Source organism: Chimaeribacter californicus, assembly GCF_002858675.1.
GTDB classification, from domain to species: domain Bacteria; phylum Pseudomonadota; class Gammaproteobacteria; order Enterobacterales; family Enterobacteriaceae; genus Chimaeribacter; species Chimaeribacter californicus.
On sequence record NZ_PJZF01000008.1, the window covers coordinates 70,357 to 91,066 of the forward strand.

17 protein-coding genes are annotated in these 20,710 nt (G+C 60.5%); 13 read left to right on the forward strand and 4 right to left on the reverse strand.

Features of this window, described 5'->3' with window-relative positions; genetic code table 11:
- The first annotated feature begins 7 nt into the window (after window positions 1-7).
- The 3 genes from recO to acpS all read left to right on the forward strand — a co-directional run bounded on the left by recO (window position 8) and on the right by acpS (window position 1,931).
- The gene (gene recO / locus CYR55_RS11180; protein ID WP_101816222.1) at window positions 8-745 is read left to right on the forward strand and encodes a DNA repair protein RecO; all 738 of its coding nucleotides are present in this window, start codon (window positions 8-10) and stop codon (window positions 743-745) included.
- Window positions 746-819: 74 nt separating this feature from the next.
- Window positions 820-1,551 (forward strand): pyridoxine 5'-phosphate synthase, encoded by a 732-nt coding sequence (gene pdxJ, locus CYR55_RS11185; protein ID WP_101816223.1) that lies wholly within the window; start codon window positions 820-822, stop codon window positions 1,549-1,551.
- Window positions 1,551-1,931, forward strand: coding sequence for a holo-ACP synthase (gene acpS / locus CYR55_RS11190; RefSeq protein ID WP_101816224.1), 381 nt, complete (start codon window positions 1,551-1,553; stop codon window positions 1,929-1,931). Before pdxJ ends, acpS begins: the two co-directional genes overlap by 1 nt.
- A gap of 27 nt (window positions 1,932-1,958) precedes the next feature.
- Here acpS and CYR55_RS11195 read toward each other — a convergent pair whose 3' ends face one another.
- Entirely contained in the window at window positions 1,959-2,213 is a 255-nt protein-coding gene (locus tag CYR55_RS11195; protein WP_101816225.1) for a YfhL family 4Fe-4S dicluster ferredoxin, read from the reverse strand.
- Between the two features lie 85 nt (window positions 2,214-2,298).
- The gene (locus CYR55_RS11200; RefSeq protein ID WP_101816226.1) at window positions 2,299-3,147 is read right to left on the reverse strand and encodes a MurR/RpiR family transcriptional regulator; all 849 of its coding nucleotides are present in this window, start codon (window positions 3,145-3,147) and stop codon (window positions 2,299-2,301) included.
- Window positions 3,148-3,308: 161 nt separating this feature from the next.
- On the opposite strand from CYR55_RS11200, the gene murQ reads away from it, so the two are divergent.
- The 4 genes from murQ to tadA all read left to right on the forward strand — a co-directional run bounded on the left by murQ (window position 3,309) and on the right by tadA (window position 6,949).
- A complete protein-coding gene (gene murQ / locus CYR55_RS11205; protein WP_101816227.1) occupies window positions 3,309-4,202 on the forward strand; it encodes an N-acetylmuramic acid 6-phosphate etherase in 894 nt (297 codons plus the stop codon).
- Between the two features lie 19 nt (window positions 4,203-4,221).
- Window positions 4,222-5,583 (forward strand): PTS transporter subunit EIIC, encoded by a 1,362-nt coding sequence (locus CYR55_RS11210; protein ID WP_101816228.1) that lies wholly within the window; start codon window positions 4,222-4,224, stop codon window positions 5,581-5,583.
- Between the two features lie 3 nt (window positions 5,584-5,586).
- Window positions 5,587-6,225, forward strand: a complete 639-nt coding sequence (gene yfhb, locus CYR55_RS11215) for a phosphatidylglycerophosphatase C (protein ID WP_101816229.1) — start codon at window positions 5,587-5,589, stop codon at window positions 6,223-6,225.
- Between the two features lie 199 nt (window positions 6,226-6,424).
- Window positions 6,425-6,949: a tRNA adenosine(34) deaminase TadA gene (gene tadA, locus CYR55_RS11220; RefSeq protein ID WP_101816230.1), complete on the forward strand. Its 525-nt coding sequence runs from the start codon at window positions 6,425-6,427 to the stop codon at window positions 6,947-6,949.
- 12 nt (window positions 6,950-6,961) lie between these two features.
- Here the strand turns inward: tadA and mltF are convergent, their stop codons facing one another.
- The gene (mltF, locus tag CYR55_RS11225; protein WP_101816231.1) at window positions 6,962-8,422 is read right to left on the reverse strand and encodes a membrane-bound lytic murein transglycosylase MltF; all 1,461 of its coding nucleotides are present in this window, start codon (window positions 8,420-8,422) and stop codon (window positions 6,962-6,964) included.
- 275 nt (window positions 8,423-8,697) lie between these two features.
- On the opposite strand from mltF, the gene purL reads away from it, so the two are divergent.
- From purL to glnB, 5 genes are all read left to right on the forward strand, one after another.
- Complete coding sequence (gene purL / locus CYR55_RS11230; RefSeq protein WP_165699576.1) at window positions 8,698-12,591, forward strand: phosphoribosylformylglycinamidine synthase; 3,894 nt, start codon at window positions 8,698-8,700, stop codon at window positions 12,589-12,591.
- Window positions 12,592-13,411: 820 nt separating this feature from the next.
- Window positions 13,412-14,887, forward strand: a complete 1,476-nt coding sequence (locus CYR55_RS11235; protein WP_101816232.1) for a sensor histidine kinase — start codon at window positions 13,412-13,414, stop codon at window positions 14,885-14,887.
- A complete protein-coding gene (gene qseG, locus CYR55_RS11240) occupies window positions 14,884-15,678 on the forward strand; it encodes a two-component system QseEF-associated lipoprotein QseG (protein ID WP_101816233.1) in 795 nt (264 codons plus the stop codon). The genes CYR55_RS11235 and qseG overlap by 4 nt, the downstream gene beginning before the upstream one ends.
- Before the next feature lie 14 nt (window positions 15,679-15,692).
- The gene (gene glrR / locus CYR55_RS11245; RefSeq protein ID WP_101816234.1) at window positions 15,693-17,033 is read left to right on the forward strand and encodes a two-component system response regulator GlrR; all 1,341 of its coding nucleotides are present in this window, start codon (window positions 15,693-15,695) and stop codon (window positions 17,031-17,033) included.
- A gap of 279 nt (window positions 17,034-17,312) precedes the next feature.
- Window positions 17,313-17,651 carry a nitrogen regulatory protein P-II gene (gene glnB / locus CYR55_RS11250; RefSeq protein WP_072930217.1) on the forward strand — a complete coding sequence of 113 codons (339 nt, stop codon included), beginning with the start codon at window positions 17,313-17,315 and terminating at the stop codon, window positions 17,649-17,651.
- Window positions 17,652-17,693: 42 nt separating this feature from the next.
- Here the strand turns inward: glnB and hmpA are convergent, their stop codons facing one another.
- Window positions 17,694-18,887, reverse strand: a complete 1,194-nt coding sequence (gene hmpA / locus CYR55_RS11255; protein WP_101816235.1) for an NO-inducible flavohemoprotein — start codon at window positions 18,885-18,887, stop codon at window positions 17,694-17,696.
- A gap of 334 nt (window positions 18,888-19,221) precedes the next feature.
- On the opposite strand from hmpA, the gene glyA reads away from it, so the two are divergent.
- The gene (gene glyA, locus CYR55_RS11260; RefSeq protein ID WP_101816236.1) at window positions 19,222-20,475 is read left to right on the forward strand and encodes a serine hydroxymethyltransferase; all 1,254 of its coding nucleotides are present in this window, start codon (window positions 19,222-19,224) and stop codon (window positions 20,473-20,475) included.
- Window positions 20,476-20,710 lie beyond the last annotated feature (235 nt).

Consider the following 20,710-nt stretch of genomic DNA (forward strand, 5'->3'; position numbering starts at 1 on the left):
AATGCCGATGGAAGGGTGGCAGCGGGCATTTGTGTTACATGGGCGGCCCTACAGTGAAACCAGCCTGATGCTGGACTTGTTCACGGAAGGGCACGGGCGGGTGCGGGTACTGGCAAAAGGTGCACGCAGCCGCCGCTCTAACCTGAAAGGCGCGCTGCAGCCTTTTACCCCCCTGTTGGTGCGCTGGGGCGGGCGCGGGGAAGTCAAAACCCTGCGCAACGCCGAACCGGTGTCGCTCTCTCTGCCGCTCAGCGGTCTGATGCTTTACAGCGGCTTATATGTCAACGAGCTGCTGGCACGGGTGCTGGAACCGGAAACGGACTGCGCCTCCCTGTTTTTTGATTACCTCAACTGCATTCAGTTACTGGCGGCCGGGCAGGGTTCACCGGAACAGGCGCTGCGCCGGTTTGAGCTGGCTCTGCTGGCGCACCTGGGCTATGGCGTGGACTTCCTGCACTGCGCCGGCAGCGGCGAGCAGGTCGCTGATGAGATGACCTATCGTTACCGCGAAGAAAAAGGCTTTATCGCCAGTCTGGTCATCGATAACCACAGCTTTACCGGTCGCCAGCTCAAAGCGCTGGCCGAACGCGAGTTTCCTGACAGTGATACCCTGCGCGCGGCCAAGCGGTTTACCCGCATGGCGCTGAAGCCCTATCTGGGTGGTAAACCCTTGAAAAGCCGTGAACTGTTCCGTCAGTTCAGCGTCAAAGCACCGGCTGAGAAACCGCTGAATTCCCCTGACTGACATCTCCTCCGATTACCCCTCACCGCATCGGCAGTGTAAACTGCCTGCACTTCCCCCTTATTCTGAGGACTGTCATGGCTGACTTACTGCTTGGTGTTAATATCGACCACATCGCCACGGTGCGTAATGCGCGCGGCACGATTTACCCTGATCCGGTGCAGGCGGCGTTTGTGTCTGAACAGGCAGGCGCGGACGGCATCACCGTGCATCTGCGTGAGGATCGCCGCCATATCACTGACCGCGACGTGCGTATTCTGCGGCAGACTATCCAGACGCGCATGAATCTGGAGATGGCTGTTACGGATGAGATGATCGCGATCGCCTGCGAACTGAAGCCGCATTTCTGCTGTCTGGTGCCGGAAAAACGCCAGGAAGTGACCACCGAAGGCGGTCTGGATGTGGCCGGGCAAATTGACAAAATGAGCGTTGCCGTAGAGTGCCTGAACCAGGCGGGCATTCTGGTTTCCCTGTTTATTGATGCCGATCTGCGCCAGATTGACGCCGCCGTGGCGGTAGGTGCGCCTTATATCGAAATCCATACCGGTGCCTATGCCGAAGCGGCGTCACCGCAGGCGCAACTGGCCGAGCTGGAGCGCATCAAACGTGCCGCGGCCTATGCCGCCGGCAAAGGGCTGAAGGTTAACGCCGGCCATGGCCTGACCTACCACAATGTGCAGCCAATCGCCGCCATCCCCGAAATGCATGAGCTGAATATCGGCCACGCCATTATTGGCCGTGCGGTCATCAGCGGGCTGGCAGAGGCGGTGCGTGACATGAAAACCCTGATGCTGGATGCGCGCCGCTGATGGCTATTCTGGGGCTGGGCACCGACATTGTGGAAATAACACGCATTGAGGCGGTGGTTGAGCGCAGTGGCGACCGGCTCGCGAGGCGTATTCTCTGCGACAATGAGTGGGCGCTCTATCAGCAGCACCAGCAGCCGGTACGGTTTCTGGCCAAGCGCTTTGCGGTGAAAGAGGCGGCCGCCAAGGCGCTCGGTACCGGCATCCGTCAGGGGCTGGCCTTTGAACAGTTTGAAGTGGTCAATAATGCGCTCGGCAAACCGGGGCTGGTGCTGCATGCGCGTGCAGCTGAGATTGCTGCCGAAATGGGCGTCACGTCAATTCACGTCACGCTGGCGGATGAGCGCCGCTATGCCTGCGCCACCGTGATCGTGGAAGGGTAATTATCGGCCGCGACTGCATCGGGTGGGTCAATTCACCAGATGCAGTTCAACATATTTGTCCCACAGCTGCTCACGGGTTTCAGTGTGTTGCGGATCGATAAGGATAGTTTTGTCGATCGGGCAGACCTGCTGGCAGGTGGGCGCGTCATAATGGCCTACGCACTCGGTGCAGCGCGCCGGGTCAATCTCATAGATAGCCTTTCCCATTGAAATGGCCTGATTCGGGCACTCCGGCTCGCACATGTCGCAGTTGATGCATTTTTTGGTGATCAGCAGGGCCATGATCGTCTCTTCATTAAAACGGGAGGCGGAGTATACCAGAACGCCTGCGCTTTGCTGAGCCTAAGCCCCGCCGGCCTGATCCCGGTCAAACCAGCTTTTTCATTAACGCTTCGCTGTGGCGGATGTGTGACGACGCATGGTCAGCATCGTGCTGTATCAGCGCCATAAACAGCAGATCGGTCAGGGCATATTGTGCAGTGCTGGCAGAGATCGCCGCGCCACGCGTGGCCGGGCGCTCCGCGACAGTATAGAGACTATGGTCAGCGCGCTGTTGCAGCCCATTGGGGGAGAAACTGGTCAGCGCCAGCACCTTAGCCCCGGTTTGCCGTGCCACCTCCGCCGCCAGATTGATTTCACGCCGCTCCCCGCTGAACGAGATGGCCAGCAGCAGATCATCGGCCGTCAGTGCCTGGGCCGTAGCCAGTTGCACATGGGTATCCGATTCCGCGCTGGCCAGCACCCCGATCTTCAGCAGCTTATACGCCAGATCTTTCGCCGCCAGCCCGGATGCCCCAATGCCCACCAGCAATATCCGCCGTGCTGTGGCCAGCATACTTAATGCCTGCTGGAGCCGCTCCTCGCTGTTGATGTCCAGCGTGGCGCGCAAGGCCGCCTGCTTTTCCGCCAGCAACTTCTCGCCCACCGTTTTCAGGCTGTCCGTGCTGAGGATCTGGTTATGCACCGTCACGGCGGTCTGATCCCCGGCTGACGCCAGGCTTTCGCTCAGCGCAAGTTTCAGCGCTGGAAAGCCCCGGTATCCCAGTTTCTGGGCGAACTTTACCACGCTTGACTGGCTGACCCCGGCCTGCTGCGCCAGTTGCTGTGAACTAAGGTGACGGGCGCTTTCCGTGTGGGACAATAAAAAATCAGCCAGTTTGCGGTCATTCTGCGCCAGCGAATGATAGATCTGACGAATGCGTAAAAAGCTGCTCATAAATTCATTCCTGCAAGGGGGCCACAAACGCACGGGCAAGCGCGCCATCGATCACGGTTTTGATCGCCTGACAAATAAAGTAGCAAATTCTGCTCGTGTTAATGAATAAAATATTCAATCATCATTTATCTTTCATGAATTAAATATTCAAAGGCGACATGATGAACCTAGGCACACTGATTTCTGAAACCCGTAACCCCAACACCCTGCAGCTCGATGAGATGACCACGCTGGAGATGGTCACCGCGTTCAATCATGAAGATCGCACGGTGCCGGAAGCCATTGCGCGGGTGCTGCCGCAGGTAGCGGAGGCGGTCGATCTGGCCGCCGCCGCGTTGCGGGCGGGTGGGCGCATTATCTACCTGGGGGCGGGTACCAGCGGGCGGCTCGGCGTGCTGGACGCGTCAGAGTGTCCGCCTACTTTCGGCGTGGATCACGGCGTGGTGGTCGGGTTAATCGCCGGGGGGCCGGGCGCTTTGCTGAAAGCGGTCGAGGGCGCGGAAGACAGCCTGACGCTGGGGGCGGAGGATCTTCAGGCCATTGCGCTGGCCCCGCGCGATCTGGTGGTGGGGCTGGCAGCCTCGGGCCGTACCCCCTATGTGATTGGCGCACTGCGCTATGCGCGCGAGGCCGGTTGCGCCACGGTAGCCATTTCCTGTAACCCTGACTCGCCCATCGCCCGTGAGGCCCAGGTGGCCATCAGCCCGGTGGTGGGGCCGGAGGCGCTGACCGGCTCGACCCGGCTTAAATCCGGCACCGCGCAAAAACTGGTACTGAACATGATCTCTACCGGCGCAATGGTAAAAACCGGCAAGGTTTACCAGAACCTGATGGTGGATGTGAAAGCCACCAATGAAAAGCTGGTGGATCGCGCCTGCCGCATCGTGGTGGACGCCACCGGCGCAGAACGGCGTGAAGCGGAACAGGCATTGCAACAGACCGGCTTTGAGGTGAAACCGGCCATTCTGATGATTCTGGCCCAGGTATCGGCTGACGAAGCCCGTCAGCGCCTGGCACAACATAACGGCTATCTGCGCGCGGCGATCGCGGGCTGACGCCAGATGGGGTGGAAACATGGACAAAACCACGGCATTGGCAACAGAAATTCTGGCAGGTATCGGCGGCGAAGCGAACATCAGCAAGCTGGAAAACTGCATGACGCGGGTGCGGGTCGAAGTTAAAGATGAACAGCAACTGATGCTGGCCGATCTGCGCAACCTGGACGGCATAAAAGGCTACATCAAGCAGGGGGAGCAGCATCAGTTCATTGTTGGTCCCGGCGCGGCGGCCAAAGTAGTGGACTGCATGCGCAGCCTGCTGTCAGACAGGCCGGTCACGCCGCAGGACGAGGTGGCACGCAACAAGGCCGCAGCGAAAGCGAAATATGCGGCGCCGATGAGCGAAGCGCTGAAAAAGCTGGCGGCGGTCTTTATCCCGCTGATCCCGGCGTTTATCGCCTCCGGCCTGATCACCGGCATCATCAACCTGCTGAAGCGGCCGGACATCGCCGGGGAGTTTGCCGTTCACTACCCCAATGTGCTGGGGCTGCTGGCTATTTTCGGCAGCGCGGTGTTTGCCATCATGAATATTCTGGTGGGGGTGAACGCCGCGCGGGTGTTTGGCGGCTCCCAGGCGATGGGCGGGGTAATGGCCGGGATTCTGACCAGCCCGGCACTGGCGCAGATTGTGCTGTTCGGTGAGCCGTTGCAGCCGGGGCGCGGCGGGGTGATTGCCGTGCTGCTGGTGGTCGCGCTGATGTGCTGGGTGGAGCGCCGCCTGCGCGCCTGGCTGCCGGAATCGGTTGAGCTGATTGTCAATCCGTTGTTAACCACCTTAATCACCGCAAGCTTGGCTATCCTTATAGTGCAGCCGCTGGGCGGTTACATCTCTGATGCCATTGTGCTGGGGGTAAATCTGGCGCTGGATCAGGGCGGGTTATTGGTGGGCGCACTGTTGTCCGGCTTTTTCCTGCCGCTGGTGCTGTCAGGCCTGCATCAGGGGCTGGTGCCGATCCACGTGGAGATGGTACAGGCGCACGGGAACAACCCTCTGCTGCCGATTCTGGCGATGGCCGGCGTCGGGCAGGTGGGGGCGGCCCTGGCGGTATTGCTGAGAACGCGTAATGCGCGGCTGAAAAAAGTGATTAAGGGCGCGCTGCCGGTAGGCATCCTGGGCATTGGCGAGCCGCTGATTTTTGGCGTGACGCTGCCGCTGGGCAGGCCTTTCCTGGGGGCTTGCCTGGGCGGGGCGGTGGGCGGTGCCTTGATAAGTTACTGGAAAGTGGCTACGGTCATTACTTTCGGCATCTCAGGATTGCCGCTGGCTCTGACCATTATTGCCGGTAAAGTGATGTTTTATTTAACGGGGTGCCTGATCACGGTACTGGCCGGATTTATTTTCACCTGGATATTAGGATTCACCGATCCTGAGGAGTAACCATTGAGCGCGGAACAAGCCCGGCGGGTAGTGTTTTTTGATTTGGATGGAACGCTGCATCAGCAGGACATGTTCGGCAGTTTTTTACGTTTCCTGCTGTGGCGGATGCCGCAAAATCTGGTGCTGGTGGTGCCGCTGTTGCCGGTCATCGGGCTTGGCCTGCTGATCGGCGGCCGGGCAACGCGCTGGCCGATGAGCCTGCTGTTGTGGGCCATCACCTTTGGCCATAGCGAGGCGCACCTGCGCGATCTGGAATTGCGTTTTGTCACCTGGTTCCGCAGCATTGTCACCGCCTTCCCAGTGGTGCAGATGCGCCTGAACGAGTATCTCGACAAGCACAATGCCGAAGTCTGGCTGATTACCGGTTCGCCGCAACGGCTGGTGGAGCAGGTCTACAACGGCTCCGAATTCCTGCCCCGCGTGCGGCTGGTCGGCAGCCGTATGGCCCGCCGTAATGGCGGCTGGGTGCTGCCGCTACGCTGCCTCGGCATGCAGAAGGTGGTGGAACTCGAACAGCGCCTTGGCTCGCCGCTGAAACTCTACAGCGGGTACAGTGACAGCAAGCAGGATAACCCGCTGCTGTTTTTCTGTGAGCATCGCTTCCGGGTCAGTAAAGAAGGGGAGCTTCAGCAACTTGAGTAGCGGCGGCAACACCGGTGGCTCAATCTCATCAAGGGCGGAATCTCCGCCCTTTTTGCTGCGTGTCGCCCGGCCGCGACAGGGCGGCGGCAAAAGTTTCCATAATGTATTCCTGCCGCCAATGTATGGCGTTTCAGGATCCGGCCCGGTTTGATAGATAAACTAGAATGCAAGGGTCTGCCGTGTATAATGCGCGCGGCAAATGAATCATGAGGTCAAGGTGACGCAGGAAATTAACCATGAATTTTGGATGCGGCACGCATTGACGCTGGCGCAACGCGCACAGGATGAAGGGGAAGTCCCGGTCGGTGCGGTGCTGGTGCTGGATAACCAGCCGATTGGCGAAGGGTGGAACCGGCCGATTGGCCGGCACGATCCCACCGCCCATGCGGAGATTATGGCTCTGCGCCAGGGCGGGCAGGTGATGCAGAACTACCGCCTGCTGGATGCGACGCTCTATGTCACCCTGGAGCCGTGTGTGATGTGCGCCGGGGCGATGGTACACAGCCGCATCGGGCGGCTGGTGTATGGGGCAGACGATCGTAAAACCGGCGCCGCCGGCTCATTGCTGGATGTGTTGCGCCACCCGGGTATGAACCATCAGGTGGCGATTGAATCCGGCGTGCTGGCTGACGCCTGCTCAGCGATGCTGAGTGAGTTCTTCCGCCAGCGCCGCGCCCAGCAAAAAGCGCTGAAACAGGCCGCCAAAGCGGCGGGTGGTGGCTGACCCCTCCCGGCGTTACTGGGCCAGCGCCTCGGCAGCCGGCACGGCCGGGTAAGCCTGTGCATATTCCGCATCAAGGGCCGCCTGTTGGGCGGCTTTTTTCTGCCGCTCTTCCAGGTAGCCCACCAGGCTGGCCTGATAGCGGCGGATATTCTCCACGTAATTATACGCCTCCTGGCCGCGTGCATAACCGTAAGCCGTCTGCGTGTAGTAGCGCCGCTGGCTCAGCATCGGCAACCGCTGTTTTACATCTACCCAGCTGTCCGGGTTGCCCTGTTGCGCTTTGGTGAGTCTGCGGGCATCCAGCATATGGCCATAGCCCATATTGTAGGCCGCCAGCGCAAACCAGATGCGCTCATCCGGCGGGATGGTGTCCGGCACTTTTGCCATCAGCCGCTCAAGGTAGAGCGCGCCACCCTGAATGCTCTGCTCAGAATCCAGCCGGTCGCCCACGCCCAGCCCAGCGGCCGTGGCACGGGTCAGCATCATCAGGCCGCGCACCCCGGTGGGGGAGGTGGCGGTAGGGTCCCAGTGCGACTCCTGATAGGCGATCACCGCCAGTAATTTCCAGTCGATCTGGCGCGCATACTTCTCAAACAGCGGTTGCAGCGCGGGCAGGGTGCTGTCAATCGCGGCCAGGAAGGTGCGCGTATCCACATAATCAAAGCTGCCGACATGGCCGAGGTATTTCTCCTCGAGCCGCGCCAGCGAACCGTCTTCCATCATCTGGCTGAAGAAATCGAGCATCGCCGCGTAGAGGCTGTCATTGCCGCCGCGAGGGAAATACCAGGTAACCGGCTCCTCTTCGGTAATGTCAAAGGCCACCGCCAGCTGGGGATGAATACGTTGCAACAACCCGATGGTGACGGAATCCCCGATGCTGTACGCCAGTTTGCCGTCCGCGACCTGCTCCAGCAGTTCACGGCTGGAGAGATCGCTGGAGGACTCCCACGTCAGATCCGGGTGTTTGCCCTCTTTCAGCTGTTTCAGGGTGCTGATATACGCCGAGCCGGAAGCCACCGCCAGCCGGCCTTTCAGGGCATCGATGTTTTTCGGCCTGACGCTGCCCTGCCGGTAAACCAGCTGCTGCGAAACCGAGTAGTAAGCCGGGCCGGCGCGGAAACGGGCGAGCCGCTCGGTGTTATAAATCAGCCCGGCGGCAACCAGGTCAGCGCGCTTATCATCCAGGTCATCAAACAGCTCATCGATGCTGCGGCGCGGTGTCACCACCAGCTTCACGCCCAGATAGGCGGCAAAACGCTGCGCCAGCTCGTAATCCAGCCCACCGGCCCCGGTCTGGGTAGTGTAATAGGTCAGCGGCGAGTTAAGCGTGCTGATGCGCAGCTCACCCCGGGAAAGGATGCGGTCGAGCTGATCGTTTTGGTTGGTGTGCCAGGGTATGGCCGGCCAGAGGGCAAGCGCCAGCAGCAGGGCGACCGCACCGACCAGAATATAATTTAATTGTATGCGCTTCAAATAGTTGTCTCGTCGCGGCGCGTGTTCATTGCGTGTGTAAAGTGTTGCCAAAATGGAGCTGAAAGTAGTGTGCCGGGGCATTTTGCTCAACAAAAAGCCAGCGTGCAACTTTATTGGCATCCTATGCCAAAAGGCAGGCCGGTGCAGTTAATCGCAACAATCACTACGCAAACGGTTTCGTATGCGGGTGGGATTCTCTATAATGGCCGGCGTTTTCCCCCTGTTGCGCCCAATGAAGCCCATTTGCCTGCGGCTTCGAAGACGAGAGAACTGAAATGATGGAAATACTGCGTGGTTCGCCCGCTTTGTCGGCTTTTCGTATTAACAAACTGTTGTCCCGTTGCCAGGAAGCCCGCCTGCCGGTCGATGCGGTTTACGCCGAATATGTACACTTTGCCGACGTCTCTGCGCCGCTCAGCGCTGACGAACAGACCAAACTGCAACGCCTGCTGAAATATGGTCCCTCTCTCGCCGAACATGCGCCGCAAGGCCGCCTGCTGCTGGTGACCCCACGCCCCGGCACGATTTCCCCCTGGTCTTCCAAAGCCACTGACATCGCCCACAACTGCGGCCTGCCGCAGGTCACGCGCCTGGAGCGCGGGCTGGCCTTCTATATAGAAGCCCCCACCCTGACGGACGAGCAGTGGCAGGCACTGGCGGCACTGCTGCATGACCGCATGATGGAAACGGTGTTCACCGCACTGGAGCAGGCCCAGGCGCTGTTTGCCCACCACCAGCCTGCCCCGGTTCAGCATGTGGATGTGCTGGGCGAAGGGCGCGGCGCGCTGGAGCAGGCAAACCTCCGCCTTGGGCTGGCGCTGGCGCAGGATGAAATCGACTACCTGCAACAGGCATTTACCACGCTCGGGCGCAACCCGACCGATATCGAGCTCTACATGTTTGCCCAGGCGAACTCCGAGCACTGCCGCCATAAGATTTTCAACGCCGACTGGGTGATTGATGGCGAAGCGCAGCCGAAGTCGCTGTTTAAGATGATCAAAAACACCTTTGAGAAAACCCCGGATCACGTGCTGTCCGCTTACAAGGACAACGCCGCCGTGATGGAAGGCTCGACGGTGGGGCGCTTCTTTGCTGACGCAGAGGGCGGGCGCTATGACTACCATCAGGAAGAGGCGCACATCCTGATGAAAGTGGAAACCCACAACCACCCGACTGCCATCTCCCCGTGGCCGGGTGCCGCCACCGGCTCCGGCGGCGAGATCCGTGACGAGGGCGCCACCGGGCGCGGCGCGAAACCCAAAGCCGGGCTGGTGGGCTTCTCGGTTTCCAACCTGCGCATCCCGGGCTTTGAACAGCCGTGGGAAGAGGATTTCGGCAAACCGGAACGCATCGTCACTGCGCTGGAGATCATGACCGACGGCCCGCTGGGCGGCGCGGCTTTCAACAACGAATTCGGCCGTCCGGCGCTGCTGGGCTACTTCCGCACCTATGAAGAGCAGGTCAACAGCCATAACGGCGTGGAGCTGCGCGGCTACCACAAGCCGATCATGCTGGCGGGCGGCATCGGCAACATCCGTGCCGACCACGTGCAGAAAGGCGAAATCACCGTCGGCGCGAAACTGATTGTGCTCGGCGGCCCGGCGATGAATATCGGCCTCGGCGGCGGTGCCGCCTCGTCGATGGCGTCCGGCCAGTCGGATGCCGATCTCGATTTCGCCTCAGTACAGCGTGACAACCCGGAGATGGAGCGCCGCTGCCAGGAAGTGATTGACCGCTGCTGGCAGTTGGGCGAGGCGAACCCGATTCTGTTTATCCATGACGTCGGCGCGGGCGGCCTCTCCAACGCCATGCCGGAGCTGGTCAGCGATGGCGGCCGCGGCGGCCGTTTTGAGCTGCGTGACATCCTGAATGACGAGCCGGGCATGAGCCCGCTGGAAGTCTGGTGTAACGAGTCGCAGGAGCGTTATGTACTGGCGGTTGACCCGGCCCAGATCGCGCAATTCGACGCCATCTGCCGCCGTGAGCGCGCACCCTATGCGGTGATTGGCGAAGCCACGGAAGAGCGCCACCTGACGCTGAATGACCGCCATTTCGACAACCAGCCAATCGACATGCCGCTGGATGTGCTGCTGGGCAAAACGCCGAAGATGCTGCGTGATGTGGCGCGTCAGCAGGCCGCCGGTGCGCCGTTGCAGCGTGAGGGCATCACCCTGGCGGACGCGGTGAAGCGCGTGCTGCACCTGCCGGCAGTGGCGGAAAAAACCTTCCTGATCACCATTGGTGACCGCACCGTGACCGGCATGGTCGCGCGCGATCAGATGGTGGGCCCATGGCAGATCCCGGTGGCAGACTGCGCGGTAACCACCGCCAGCCTCGACAGCTACCACGGTGAGGCGATGTCGCTGGGCGAACGCGCCCCGGTAGCGCTGCTGGACTTCGCCGCTTCGGCGCGCCTGGCGGTGGGGGAAGCCCTGACCAACCTGGCGGCCACGCAGATTGGCGGCCTGAAGCGGGTGAAACTCTCCGCTAACTGGATGTCCGCGGCCGGCCACCCCGGCGAGGACGCTGGCTTGTATGACGCGGTGCGCGCCGTGGGTGAAGAACTCTGCCCGGCGCTGGGCATCACCATCCCGGTCGGCAAAGACTCCATGTCGATGAAAACCCGTTGGCAGGCCGGTACCGAACAGCGCGAGATGACCTCACCGCTGTCGCTGGTAATCACCGCCTTTGCCCGGGTGGAAGATGTGCGCCACACCGTGACGCCGCAACTGCGTACCGATAAAGGCGACAGCGCGCTGCTGCTGGTTGACCTCGGCAACGGCCGGAATGCGCTGGGCGCTACCGCGCTGGCGCAGGTTTATCGCCAACTGGGTGACAAGACCGCTGACGTGCATGACGCCCACCAACTTGCCGGTTTCTTCAACGCCATGCAGGCGCTGGTGGCCGACGAAAAACTGCTGGCCTACCACGACCGCGGTGACGGCGGCCTGCTGGTGACGCTGGCAGAAATGGCCTTCGCCGGCCATTGCGGGCTGGACGCGGATATTCAGGCGCTGGGTAATGATTACCTGGCGGCCCTGTTCAATGAAGAACTGGGCGCAGTGATTCAGGTGAAAGCCGAACAACGCGAAGCGGTGGAAGCGGTGCTGGCGCAGCATGGCCTGCAAGCGTGTACTCACTATCTGGGCCGCGTCACCGACGGGGATCGCTTTGTCATCCGCAGCGGTGACAAAACTGTTTACAGCGAGAGCCGCCGCACCCTGCGTACCTGGTGGGCCGAAACCACCTGGCAGATGCAGCGCCTGCGTGACAACCCGGCCTGTGCCGATCAGGAGCATCAGGCCAAGCAGGAGGAGAGCGATCCGGGCCTGAACGTCAACCTGACCTTTGCGATCGATGAAGATGTGGCTGCCCCGTATATCGCTAAACAGACGCGCCCGAAAGTGGCGGTGCTGCGTGAGCAGGGCGTCAACTCCCATGTGGAGATGGCGGCCGCGTTCCACCGTGCCGGTTTCGACGCGGTGGATGTGCATATGAGCGATCTGCTGGAAGGCCGCCGCAACCTGCAGGATTTCCATACGCTGGTGGCCTGTGGCGGCTTCTCGTATGGCGACGTGCTGGGCGCGGGCGAAGGCTGGGCGAAATCCGTACTGTTCAACAACCAGGTACGTGATGAGTTTGAGGCCTTCTTCAACCGGCCGCAGACGCTGGCGCTGGGCGTGTGCAACGGCTGCCAGATGATGTCCAACCTGAAAGAGCTGATCCCAGGGGCGGAACACTGGCCGCGCTTTGTGCGTAACCAGTCAGACCGCTTTGAGGCGCGCTTCAGCCTGGTGGAAGTGACGGCCAGCCCGTCCTTGATGATGCAGGGCATGGCCGGTTCCCGTATGCCGATCGCCGTTTCCCACGGGGAAGGGCGGGTGGAAGTGCGTGATGCGGCGCATCTGGCCGAGCTGGAGCATCAGGGGCTGGTGGCGCTGCGCTATGTGGACAACAACGGCAGCGTGACGGAAGCCTACCCGGCGAACCCGAACGGCTCACCGAACGGCATTACCGCCGTCACTAACGCCAGCGGCCGTGTCACGGTAATGATGCCGCACCCGGAGCGCGTGTTCCGCACCGTCAGCAACTCCTGGCACCCGGACAACTGGGGTGAGGACAGCCCATGGATGCGCATGTTCCGCAATGCCCGCCGCCAGCTGGGCTGATAAAGCGTGACATCCTGATATCAGGCGGCCTTCGGGCCGCCTTTTTTATGTCTGTCTGGTGTCGGGAAATTGCGACATGCCCGGCTTTGGGTGTCTCCTAATGGCGACACGCAATCGCTTGATTTTATTAGTATATAAATCAAGATGATTAAAACGTCGGGTTTTAGCGACAGGGTGGGTAGGAAACAACCAGCATTTATCCGGATAGAAAAATAAAATAACCGCCAATAAATATAAAATTATTCTTAAATTTAATGAGTTAACGGTTTTTATAAAAAGTTGGCATACATTGTGCTTATTAACGCTCAGTTGCTCATTCACCTTACTTATGACAGCCCCGCTCAGGCGGACTATGCGCTCCATAAGACCCGAATGACGCCAAAGCAAGGTGCCTATCGTCCACCGCACCGATACCGCCGAAAGGCGCTATCACCCGCAGGGCGACACGTTGAGTGAGGCACCAACCTGACCATCTCCGGCGATGAAGGATTCATCCGACGAGGTAAAAAAGGATGCGCACGTCCCGCTTCTGATGAATGCCCGGCATCATCACACCGGGGACGTCACCAGGCATCCACCCTTTCCGGTTACGGGGCCTGGCCGCGTAACCCAGATAAACCGGTACGCCGGGAAGAGATTACCATCAGAGTCTGAGATTTACCCCCTTGCCTGCGGACTCCGTATGGCCGGGCAGGAAGCCCACCGATTTGAGCACCGCATAATGGCGGTGCTTTTTTTTGCCCGTTTTTCAGCGCTGCTGCGGGTGGGGTATACTGTCGGGCTGCGATGCGCACGGACTCAGCAAGGAGCCGGTTTACCCATGCGATTCACCAAACACCTTTTTACCCGCAAACGGCTGTCGATCAAAAGCGGGCGGCTGTTTCCGCGTTCACTGCGCCAGCTGGTGCTGATGGCGTTCCTGCTGGTGCTGCTGCCGCTGCTGGTGCTGGCCTATCAGGCCTATGAGAGCCTGGATAACCTCAGCGCGCAGGCGGCTGACATCAACCGGACCACCTTGAGCGATGCGCGGCGCAGTGAGGCGATGACCAGCGTGGCGCTGGAGATGGAGCGCAGCTACCGCCAGTATTGTGTGCTGGATGACGCCACCCTGGCGCGGCTCTACCAGAACCAGCGCACGCAGTACGCGCAGATGCTCGGCACCCATGCCACCATTTTACCGGATCCCCGTTACTACCAGACTTTACGTACCCTGCTTAACCAACTGGCGACCATGGCATGCCGGGAGAGCAGCCCGGCCCCGCAGGCCGCGGACGGGCTGGCGCAGTTCTCCCGTGCTAATGCTGAAATGGTACAGGCCACGCGCAATGTGATCTTCTCCCGCGGGCAGCAGCTCCAGCACGCGATTGCCGAGCGCGGCCAGTTCTTTGGCTGGCAGGCGCTGCTGCTGTTTTTACTCAGCGTCGCGCTGGTGGTGCTGTTTACCCGGATGATCATCGGCCCGGTCAAGGGCGTGGAGCGGATGATCAACCGGCTGGGCGAAGGCCGGGCGCTGGGCAACAGCGTCTCGTTCCGCGGCCCGCGTGAGATCCGCTCGCTGGCGCAGCGCATCATCTGGCTGAGTGAACGGCTGGCCTGGCTGGAGTCGCAGCGCCATGAGTTCTTGCGCCACATCTCCCATGAGCTGAAAACGCCGCTGGCCAGTATGCGCGAAGGGACAGAACTGCTGGCCGATGAGGTCGCCGGGCCGCTGACCCGAGACCAGCAGGAGGTGGTGGCGATTCTTGACCACAGCAGCCGCCACCTGCAAAAGCTGATTGAACAACTGCTGGATTACAACCGCAAACTGGCTGACGGCCCGGCCGGTAAAGAGGGGGTGGCGCTGGCGGCGCTGATCAACCAGATCATCGCCGATCACAGCCTGCCGGCCCGCGCCAAGCAGATCACCACCCGGCTTGAGCTGGACGTGGCGGAGTGCTGGGCTGAGCCGACCCTGCTGATGCGCGCACTGGACAATCTCTACTCCAATGCGGTGCACTACGGGGCTGAATCCGGTACCATTTGGGTCCGCAGCCAACAGGCGGGCGACAGAATACAGATTGAGGTGGCCAATAGCGGCACACCGATAGCCGACGCGGAAAAAACGATGGTGTTCGAGCCGTTTTTCCAGGGCAGCCAGCAGCGAAAAGGGGCTGTCAAAGGCAGCGGGCTGGGGCTGAGCATCGCCCATGACTGTATCCGCCGTATGCAGGGCGACCTGCAACTGGTGAATGTCGCCTATGCTGATGTCTGTTTTCGAATTGAATTGCCTTTAACCGCCGGGAATGAACAACCATGATGACGCTTTCACTGCACGCCCTGTTGCGACAGGGGGCCGGGCTGGCACAGTCCGTCCGCCACGGCTGGCGCGCCCGGCTGGCAGCGCTGGCCGGTATGCCGTTGCTGCTGGTGGGCTGTATGCAGGGCGGCGGCCAGGGGGCGGCCCTCTCTGCGCCGGAAAAGATCCCGGACAAACAAGTGATCGATTTCCGCGTCGCCTCCTGTGACACCCTCTGGGATCTGGAGGGTAAAGAGTACACGGAAAACCCGCTCTATTGGCTGCGTGCCATGGATTGCGCCGACCGGCTGGGTGCCGCGCAGGCGCGCCGGCTGGGCGCATCGATGGTGGTCACATCCTGGGAGAGTGCTTTCCGGCAGGGGATTTTGCTCTCCAGCGCCGTGCCGACGCCCGGAGAGCGCCGCCAGCTGCTGGGCAACGTCAACACTTACCGCGCACAGATGCCCGGCTCGCTGCGGCCGTTGGTGCAGTTATGGCGCGAGCGCCAGAATCTGGAAATCGTGCTGAATGATGACCGGGCCAAAGCCCAGCGCGCGCAGGATGCCGCTGCCGCCCAGCTTGCGGCGCTGCACGAGTCCCAGGCGCTGCTGCAAAGCAAGCTCAATGACACCCGGCAAAAGCTGGAAAACCTCACCGACATCGAACGCCAGCTCTCTTCGCGCAAGCAGTTGCAGGGCGACATGCCGGAGGGCAGCGAAAACCGCGGCACCGTCCGCCATGTTGAGCCGGATGACACCTACACGCCGCCCGCCGCACAAGGCAGCCGTGCTTCCACCCCCGCCAACCCTTAAGGAGCGTCAGGGAGATGACCCAACGCAAACCCGCCAATTTATTGCTGGTCGATGACGACCCCAGCCTGCTGAAACTGCTGGGGATGCGCCTCACCAGTGAGGGCTTCAGCGTCACTACCGCCGGAAGCGGCCAGGAGGCGCTGCGGCTGCTGGCGCGTGACAAGATTGACCTGGTGATAAGCGACCTGCGGATGGATGAAATGGATGGCCTGGCGCTGTTCGTGGAGATCCAGAAGCACCAGCCGGGTATGCCGGTGATTATCCTGACCGCCCACGGTTCTATTCCCGATGCGGTGGCCGCCACCCAGCAAGGGGTGTTCAGCTTCCTTACCAAACCGGTGGATCGCGATGCGCTCTATAAAGCGATTGATGAGGCGCTGGCCCTGACCACTGCTTCCGCCACCGATGAGCGCTGGCGGGAGGCCATCGTGACCCGCAGCCCGCTGATGTTGCGCCTGCTGGAGCAGGCGAGAATGGTGGCGCAATCGGATGTCAGCGTGCTGATTAACGGCCAGAGCGGCACCGGCAAAGAGGTGCTGGCGCAGGCGATCCACGCCGCCAGCCCGCGGGCGAAAAAGGCGTTTATCGCCATTAACTGCGGGGCGCTGCCGGAGCAATTGCTGGAGTCTGAGCTGTTCGGCCACGCCAAAGGGGCGTTTACCGGCGCGGTAAGCCAGCGTGAGGGGCTGTTCCAGGCTGCCGAGGGCGGCACGCTGTTTCTCGATGAGATTGGCGACATGCCGCTGTCGCTTCAGGTCAAATTGCTGCGGGTCTTGCAGGAGCGCAAAGTGCGCCCGCTCGGCAGCAACCGCGATCTTGACGTCAATGTGCGGATTATCTCCGCCACCCACCGCGACCTGCCGAAAGTGATGGCCAAAGGGGAGTTCCGCGAGGATCTCTTCTACCGGCTGAATGTGGTCAACCTCAAATTGCCGGCGCTGAATGAGCGGCCGGAGGATATCCCGCTGCTGGCCAATCACCTGCTGCGTGAGGCGGCGTCACGCCATAAACCTTTTGTACGCAGTTTCTCCGCCGATGCGATGCGGCGGCTGATGGCGGCCGGTTGGCCGGGCAATGTGCGCCAGCTGGTGAACGTGATTGAACAATGTGTGGCCCTGACCACCGCCCCGGTGATCAGTGATGCACTGGTTGAGCAGGCGCTGGAAGGTGAGAACACCGTGCTGCCGACCTTCGCCGAGGCGCGTAACCAGTTCGAGCTGCACTATCTGCGCAAGCTGTTGCAAATCGCCAAGGGCAATGTCACCCAGGCCGCGCGGATGGCGGGGCGTAACCGTACCGAGTTCTACAAGCTGCTGTCACGGCATGAACTGGATGCCAATGACTTTAAAGAGTAAATACAGGGCATTTACCGGACAGCACAGGGCCGCTGCGGCTAAACAAACTGGCCGGAATGCTTTACACTCGCAGACCTGTTGCCCGTAAATGGGCGCATGGCGGGGCAGAATACCGGGCAGATGCCATACTTGAAGCCCGGCAGCACCCCATAAGAGATGCCGCCATCAGGACGCCGGCTTTTCACGGCCAGAAATTTCCGGCCTGTAGCCACACAGGGCGCGGCGCCAGACGACAACCTCCGGCTTTAGCCGCATATTATGTAAAAGAAAGGGTTCGCCATGAAAAAGATTGACGCGATTATTAAGCCATTCAAGCTGGATGATGTCCGTGAAGCGCTGGCTGAAGTCGGGATTACCGGCATGACGGTGACGGAAGTGAAAGGGTTTGGCCGCCAGAAGGGGCACACCGAACTCTACCGGGGCGCGGAATATATGGTGGATTTCCTGCCGAAGGTCAAAATTGAGATCGTGGTGGCGGACGACATCGTCGATACCTGTGTCGAAACCATCATGAAAACCGCCCAGACCGGTAAAATCGGGGACGGTAAAATCTTTGTGTTTGATGTGCTGCGCGTGGTGCGTATCCGTACCGGCGAAGAGGACGAAGAGGCGATCTGACGCCTGCCGTTACCGGGCGGGATCGCTCCCGCCCGTGCGGTGTCAGACCACTTTATGCGGGCCGAACACTTCATAGTGCAGGCGATCTTTACTCACGCCCAGCGTCAGCAGCTGACGCGCCGCAAATTGCATAAAGGCCACCGGGCCGCACAGGTAGACGTGCAGCGCCGGATCGCGCAGGGTCTCAGCCAGCGGGGCCAGATCCATCACACCTTCCGTGTGATACCCTTCACCCTGAACATCCCCCTCAGCCGGTACGCGATACCAGATATGGCGGTGTAAATCCGGCATGTTCGCGGCGATGTCCGCCACTTCCTGCGCAAACGCATGAACGCGGCCATTTTCCGCCGCGTGCAGCCACCAGACCGGCGCGCGGTGCTGCTGCTCATACAGCGTATGCAGCATGGCCAGCATTGGCGTCTGGCCCACACCGGCGGAGATCAGTGCCACCGGGGTGTCCGGCGTTACGTCCATAAAGAAATCGCCGTGCGGCGCGGCCAGGTTGACCACCGTACCGACCTGCGCCACATCATGCAGGTAGTTGGAGGCTTTACCGCCGCCCTCACGTTTTACCGCAATCCGGTAAGTGCGGCCGTTCGGGCTTTGCGTCAGCGAGTACTGGCGAATCTGCTGGTATTCATTAAAGGCTTCATCACGGATATACACGGAGATGTACTGCCCCGGCTGGTAATCCACCACCGGCTGGCCGTCCACCGGGGCCAGTTCAATGCTGCTGATCACCTCGCTCTGCGGCGTTTTCGCCACAATGCGGAACGCCCGCACCCCTTCCCAGCCGCCGGTTTTGGCCGCGGTTTGCTGGTAAATCTGGCTTTCACGCTGGATAAACACATCCGCCAGCACGCCATAGGCTTTGCCCCAGGCATCCAGCACCTCCTGGCCGGGGCTGAGCAACTCATCCAGCGTTGCCAGCAGGTTTTCGCCCACAATCGCGTACTGTTCCGGGCGGATGTTCAAACTGGTGTGTTTCTGCGCAATCTTCTCTACTGCAGGCAAAATGGCCGGCAGGTTTTCAATGTTGGCCGCATAGGCGCAGATGGCATTAAACAGCGCCTCGCGCTGATCGCCTTTCATCTGGTGGCTCATGTTGAACACATGTTTCAGCTCAGGGTGGCGGCCCAGCATCCGGTCATAAAAGTGGGCGGTGAGGGCAGGGCCGGTGGCGACCAGCGCAGGAATGGTCGATTTAATGGTGGCGATTGTGGTGGTATCAAGCATGAGGTGCTCCTGAAGACGCGCAGCGTCAGAATTATAAATGATGCATTTTAAATGCATCTTATAGCGGCGCTTATCTGTTGTAAATAGCCTTTGATTTGTTAAGGCTTTGTAATAATGAGAGATGGCTTCCAAAGGTGAAATTTTTGCATCTTGAAATGAGGAAAACTCGGTTGTAAGGGGGAAGCAAATAACAGGTAAAATCCTTGTACGGCGGCAAGCCAACCGTTTGCGTAAAAAGCTGGCCTCAACCCTATGGCCGCAGGCAAAAACAGTTTACACTGTGCCGCATATCCCGTTGGGGGTCGTTTAATTGAGTGTGAGTCAGGAGAAGCAGATGTTAAAGCGTGAAATGAACATTGCCGATTATGATGCCGAGCTGTGGCAGGCGATGGAGCAGGAAGTAGTCCGTCAGGAAGAGCATATTGAACTGATCGCCTCTGAAAACTACACCAGCCCGCGTGTGATGCAGGCACAAGGGTCGCAGCTGACCAACAAATACGCTGAAGGCTATCCGGGCAAACGCTACTACGGCGGCTGTGAGTACGTCGACATCGTTGAGCAACTGGCGATCGACCGTGCCAAAGCGCTGTTCGGCGCAGACTACGCCAACGTCCAGCCGCACTCCGGCTCCCAGGCCAACTTCGCGGTTTACACGGCGTTGCTGCAGCCGGGTGACACCATCCTCGGGATGAACCTGGCCCACGGCGGCCACCTGACGCACGGCTCCCCGGTTAACCTGTCCGGCAAGCTCTATAACGTCGTGCCTTACGGCATCGATGAAACCGGCAAGATCGACTATGACGATCTGGCCCGTCAGGCACAGACCCACCAGCCAAAAATGATCATCGGTGGCTTCTCTGCTTACTCCGGCACCGTTGACTGGGCAAAAATGCGCGAAATCGCTGACAGCATCGGCGCGTACCTGTTTGTGGACATGGCGCACGTGGCAGGCCTGGTGGCCGCCGGCGTCTACCCGAACCCGGTTCCGCATGCCCATATCGTCACCACCACCACCCACAAAACCCTGGCAGGCCCACGTGGCGGCCTGATCCTGGCGAAGGGCGGTGATGAAGACCTGTATAAAAAACTGAACTCTGCCGTATTCCCAGGCGGCCAGGGCGGCCCGCTGATGCACGTGATCGCCGGTAAAGCGGTGGCGCTGAAAGAAGCAATGGAACCTGAGTTCAAAACCTACCAGCAGCAGGTTGCCAAAAACGCCAAAGCGATGGTGGAAGTGGTGCTGGCGCGCGGCTACAAAGTGGTCTCCGGCGGGACGGAAAACCACCTGTTCCTGATGGATCTGGTGGACAAAAACCTGACCGGTAAAGAAGCGGATGCCGCCCTGGGCCGTGCCAACATTACCGTGAACAAAAACAGCGTACCGAACGATCCGAAAAGCCCGTTCGTGACCTCCGGTGTCCGTATCGGTACCCCGGCAGTGACCCGTCGCGGCTTCAACGAAGCAGACGTGCGCGAACTGGCCGGCTGGATCTGTGACGTGCTGGACAACATCAATGATGAAGCCACCATTGAACGTGTGAAACAGAAAGTGCTGGCCATCTGCGCCCGCCTGCCGGTTTACGCGTAACCGCCCGCTGACCGGTGCAGGCTGCCCGGTCATGCGCTGACAAAAAAGGTACTGCCGGGCAGTACCTTTTTTTCGTCCGGACTTTTTCACCCCGGCTTTTTTCACCCGGACTTTTTTTGCCTATACTCCGGTGCAACCCATGCGCGGCTGCACCGGGGCAGGCCCAGAGAGCGGGGGTTGCCGCTCACCAACAGGAACGGGTGCGGATGTGCCCGGCGCAAGGCAGCGCTGTGTT

What these genes read in the sequence shown, in the direction of transcription:
- glyA (WP_101816236.1), top strand. Translation starts at nt 19,222, where the DNA reads ATGTTAAAGCGTGAAATGAACATTGCCGATTATGATGCCGAGCTGTGG.
- CYR55_RS11210 (WP_101816228.1), top strand. Translation starts at nt 4,222, where the DNA reads ATGGACAAAACCACGGCATTGGCAACAGAAATTCTGGCAGGTATCGGC.
- tadA (WP_101816230.1), top strand. Translation starts at nt 6,425, where the DNA reads ATGAATCATGAGGTCAAGGTGACGCAGGAAATTAACCATGAATTTTGG.
- CYR55_RS11235 (WP_101816232.1), top strand. Translation starts at nt 13,412, where the DNA reads ATGCGATTCACCAAACACCTTTTTACCCGCAAACGGCTGTCGATCAAA.
- acpS (WP_101816224.1), top strand. Translation starts at nt 1,551, where the DNA reads ATGGCTATTCTGGGGCTGGGCACCGACATTGTGGAAATAACACGCATT.
- recO (WP_101816222.1), top strand. Translation starts at nt 8, where the DNA reads ATGGAAGGGTGGCAGCGGGCATTTGTGTTACATGGGCGGCCCTACAGT.
- qseG (WP_101816233.1), top strand. Translation starts at nt 14,884, where the DNA reads ATGATGACGCTTTCACTGCACGCCCTGTTGCGACAGGGGGCCGGGCTG.
- CYR55_RS11195 (WP_101816225.1), bottom strand. Translation starts at nt 2,213, where the DNA reads ATGGCCCTGCTGATCACCAAAAAATGCATCAACTGCGACATGTGCGAG.
- pdxJ (WP_101816223.1), top strand. Translation starts at nt 820, where the DNA reads ATGGCTGACTTACTGCTTGGTGTTAATATCGACCACATCGCCACGGTG.
- purL (WP_165699576.1), top strand. Translation starts at nt 8,698, where the DNA reads ATGATGGAAATACTGCGTGGTTCGCCCGCTTTGTCGGCTTTTCGTATT.
- murQ (WP_101816227.1), top strand. Translation starts at nt 3,309, where the DNA reads ATGAACCTAGGCACACTGATTTCTGAAACCCGTAACCCCAACACCCTG.
- glnB (WP_072930217.1), top strand. Translation starts at nt 17,313, where the DNA reads ATGAAAAAGATTGACGCGATTATTAAGCCATTCAAGCTGGATGATGTC.
- glrR (WP_101816234.1), top strand. Translation starts at nt 15,693, where the DNA reads ATGACCCAACGCAAACCCGCCAATTTATTGCTGGTCGATGACGACCCC.
- hmpA (WP_101816235.1), bottom strand. Translation starts at nt 18,887, where the DNA reads ATGCTTGATACCACCACAATCGCCACCATTAAATCGACCATTCCTGCG.
- CYR55_RS11200 (WP_101816226.1), bottom strand. Translation starts at nt 3,147, where the DNA reads ATGAGCAGCTTTTTACGCATTCGTCAGATCTATCATTCGCTGGCGCAG.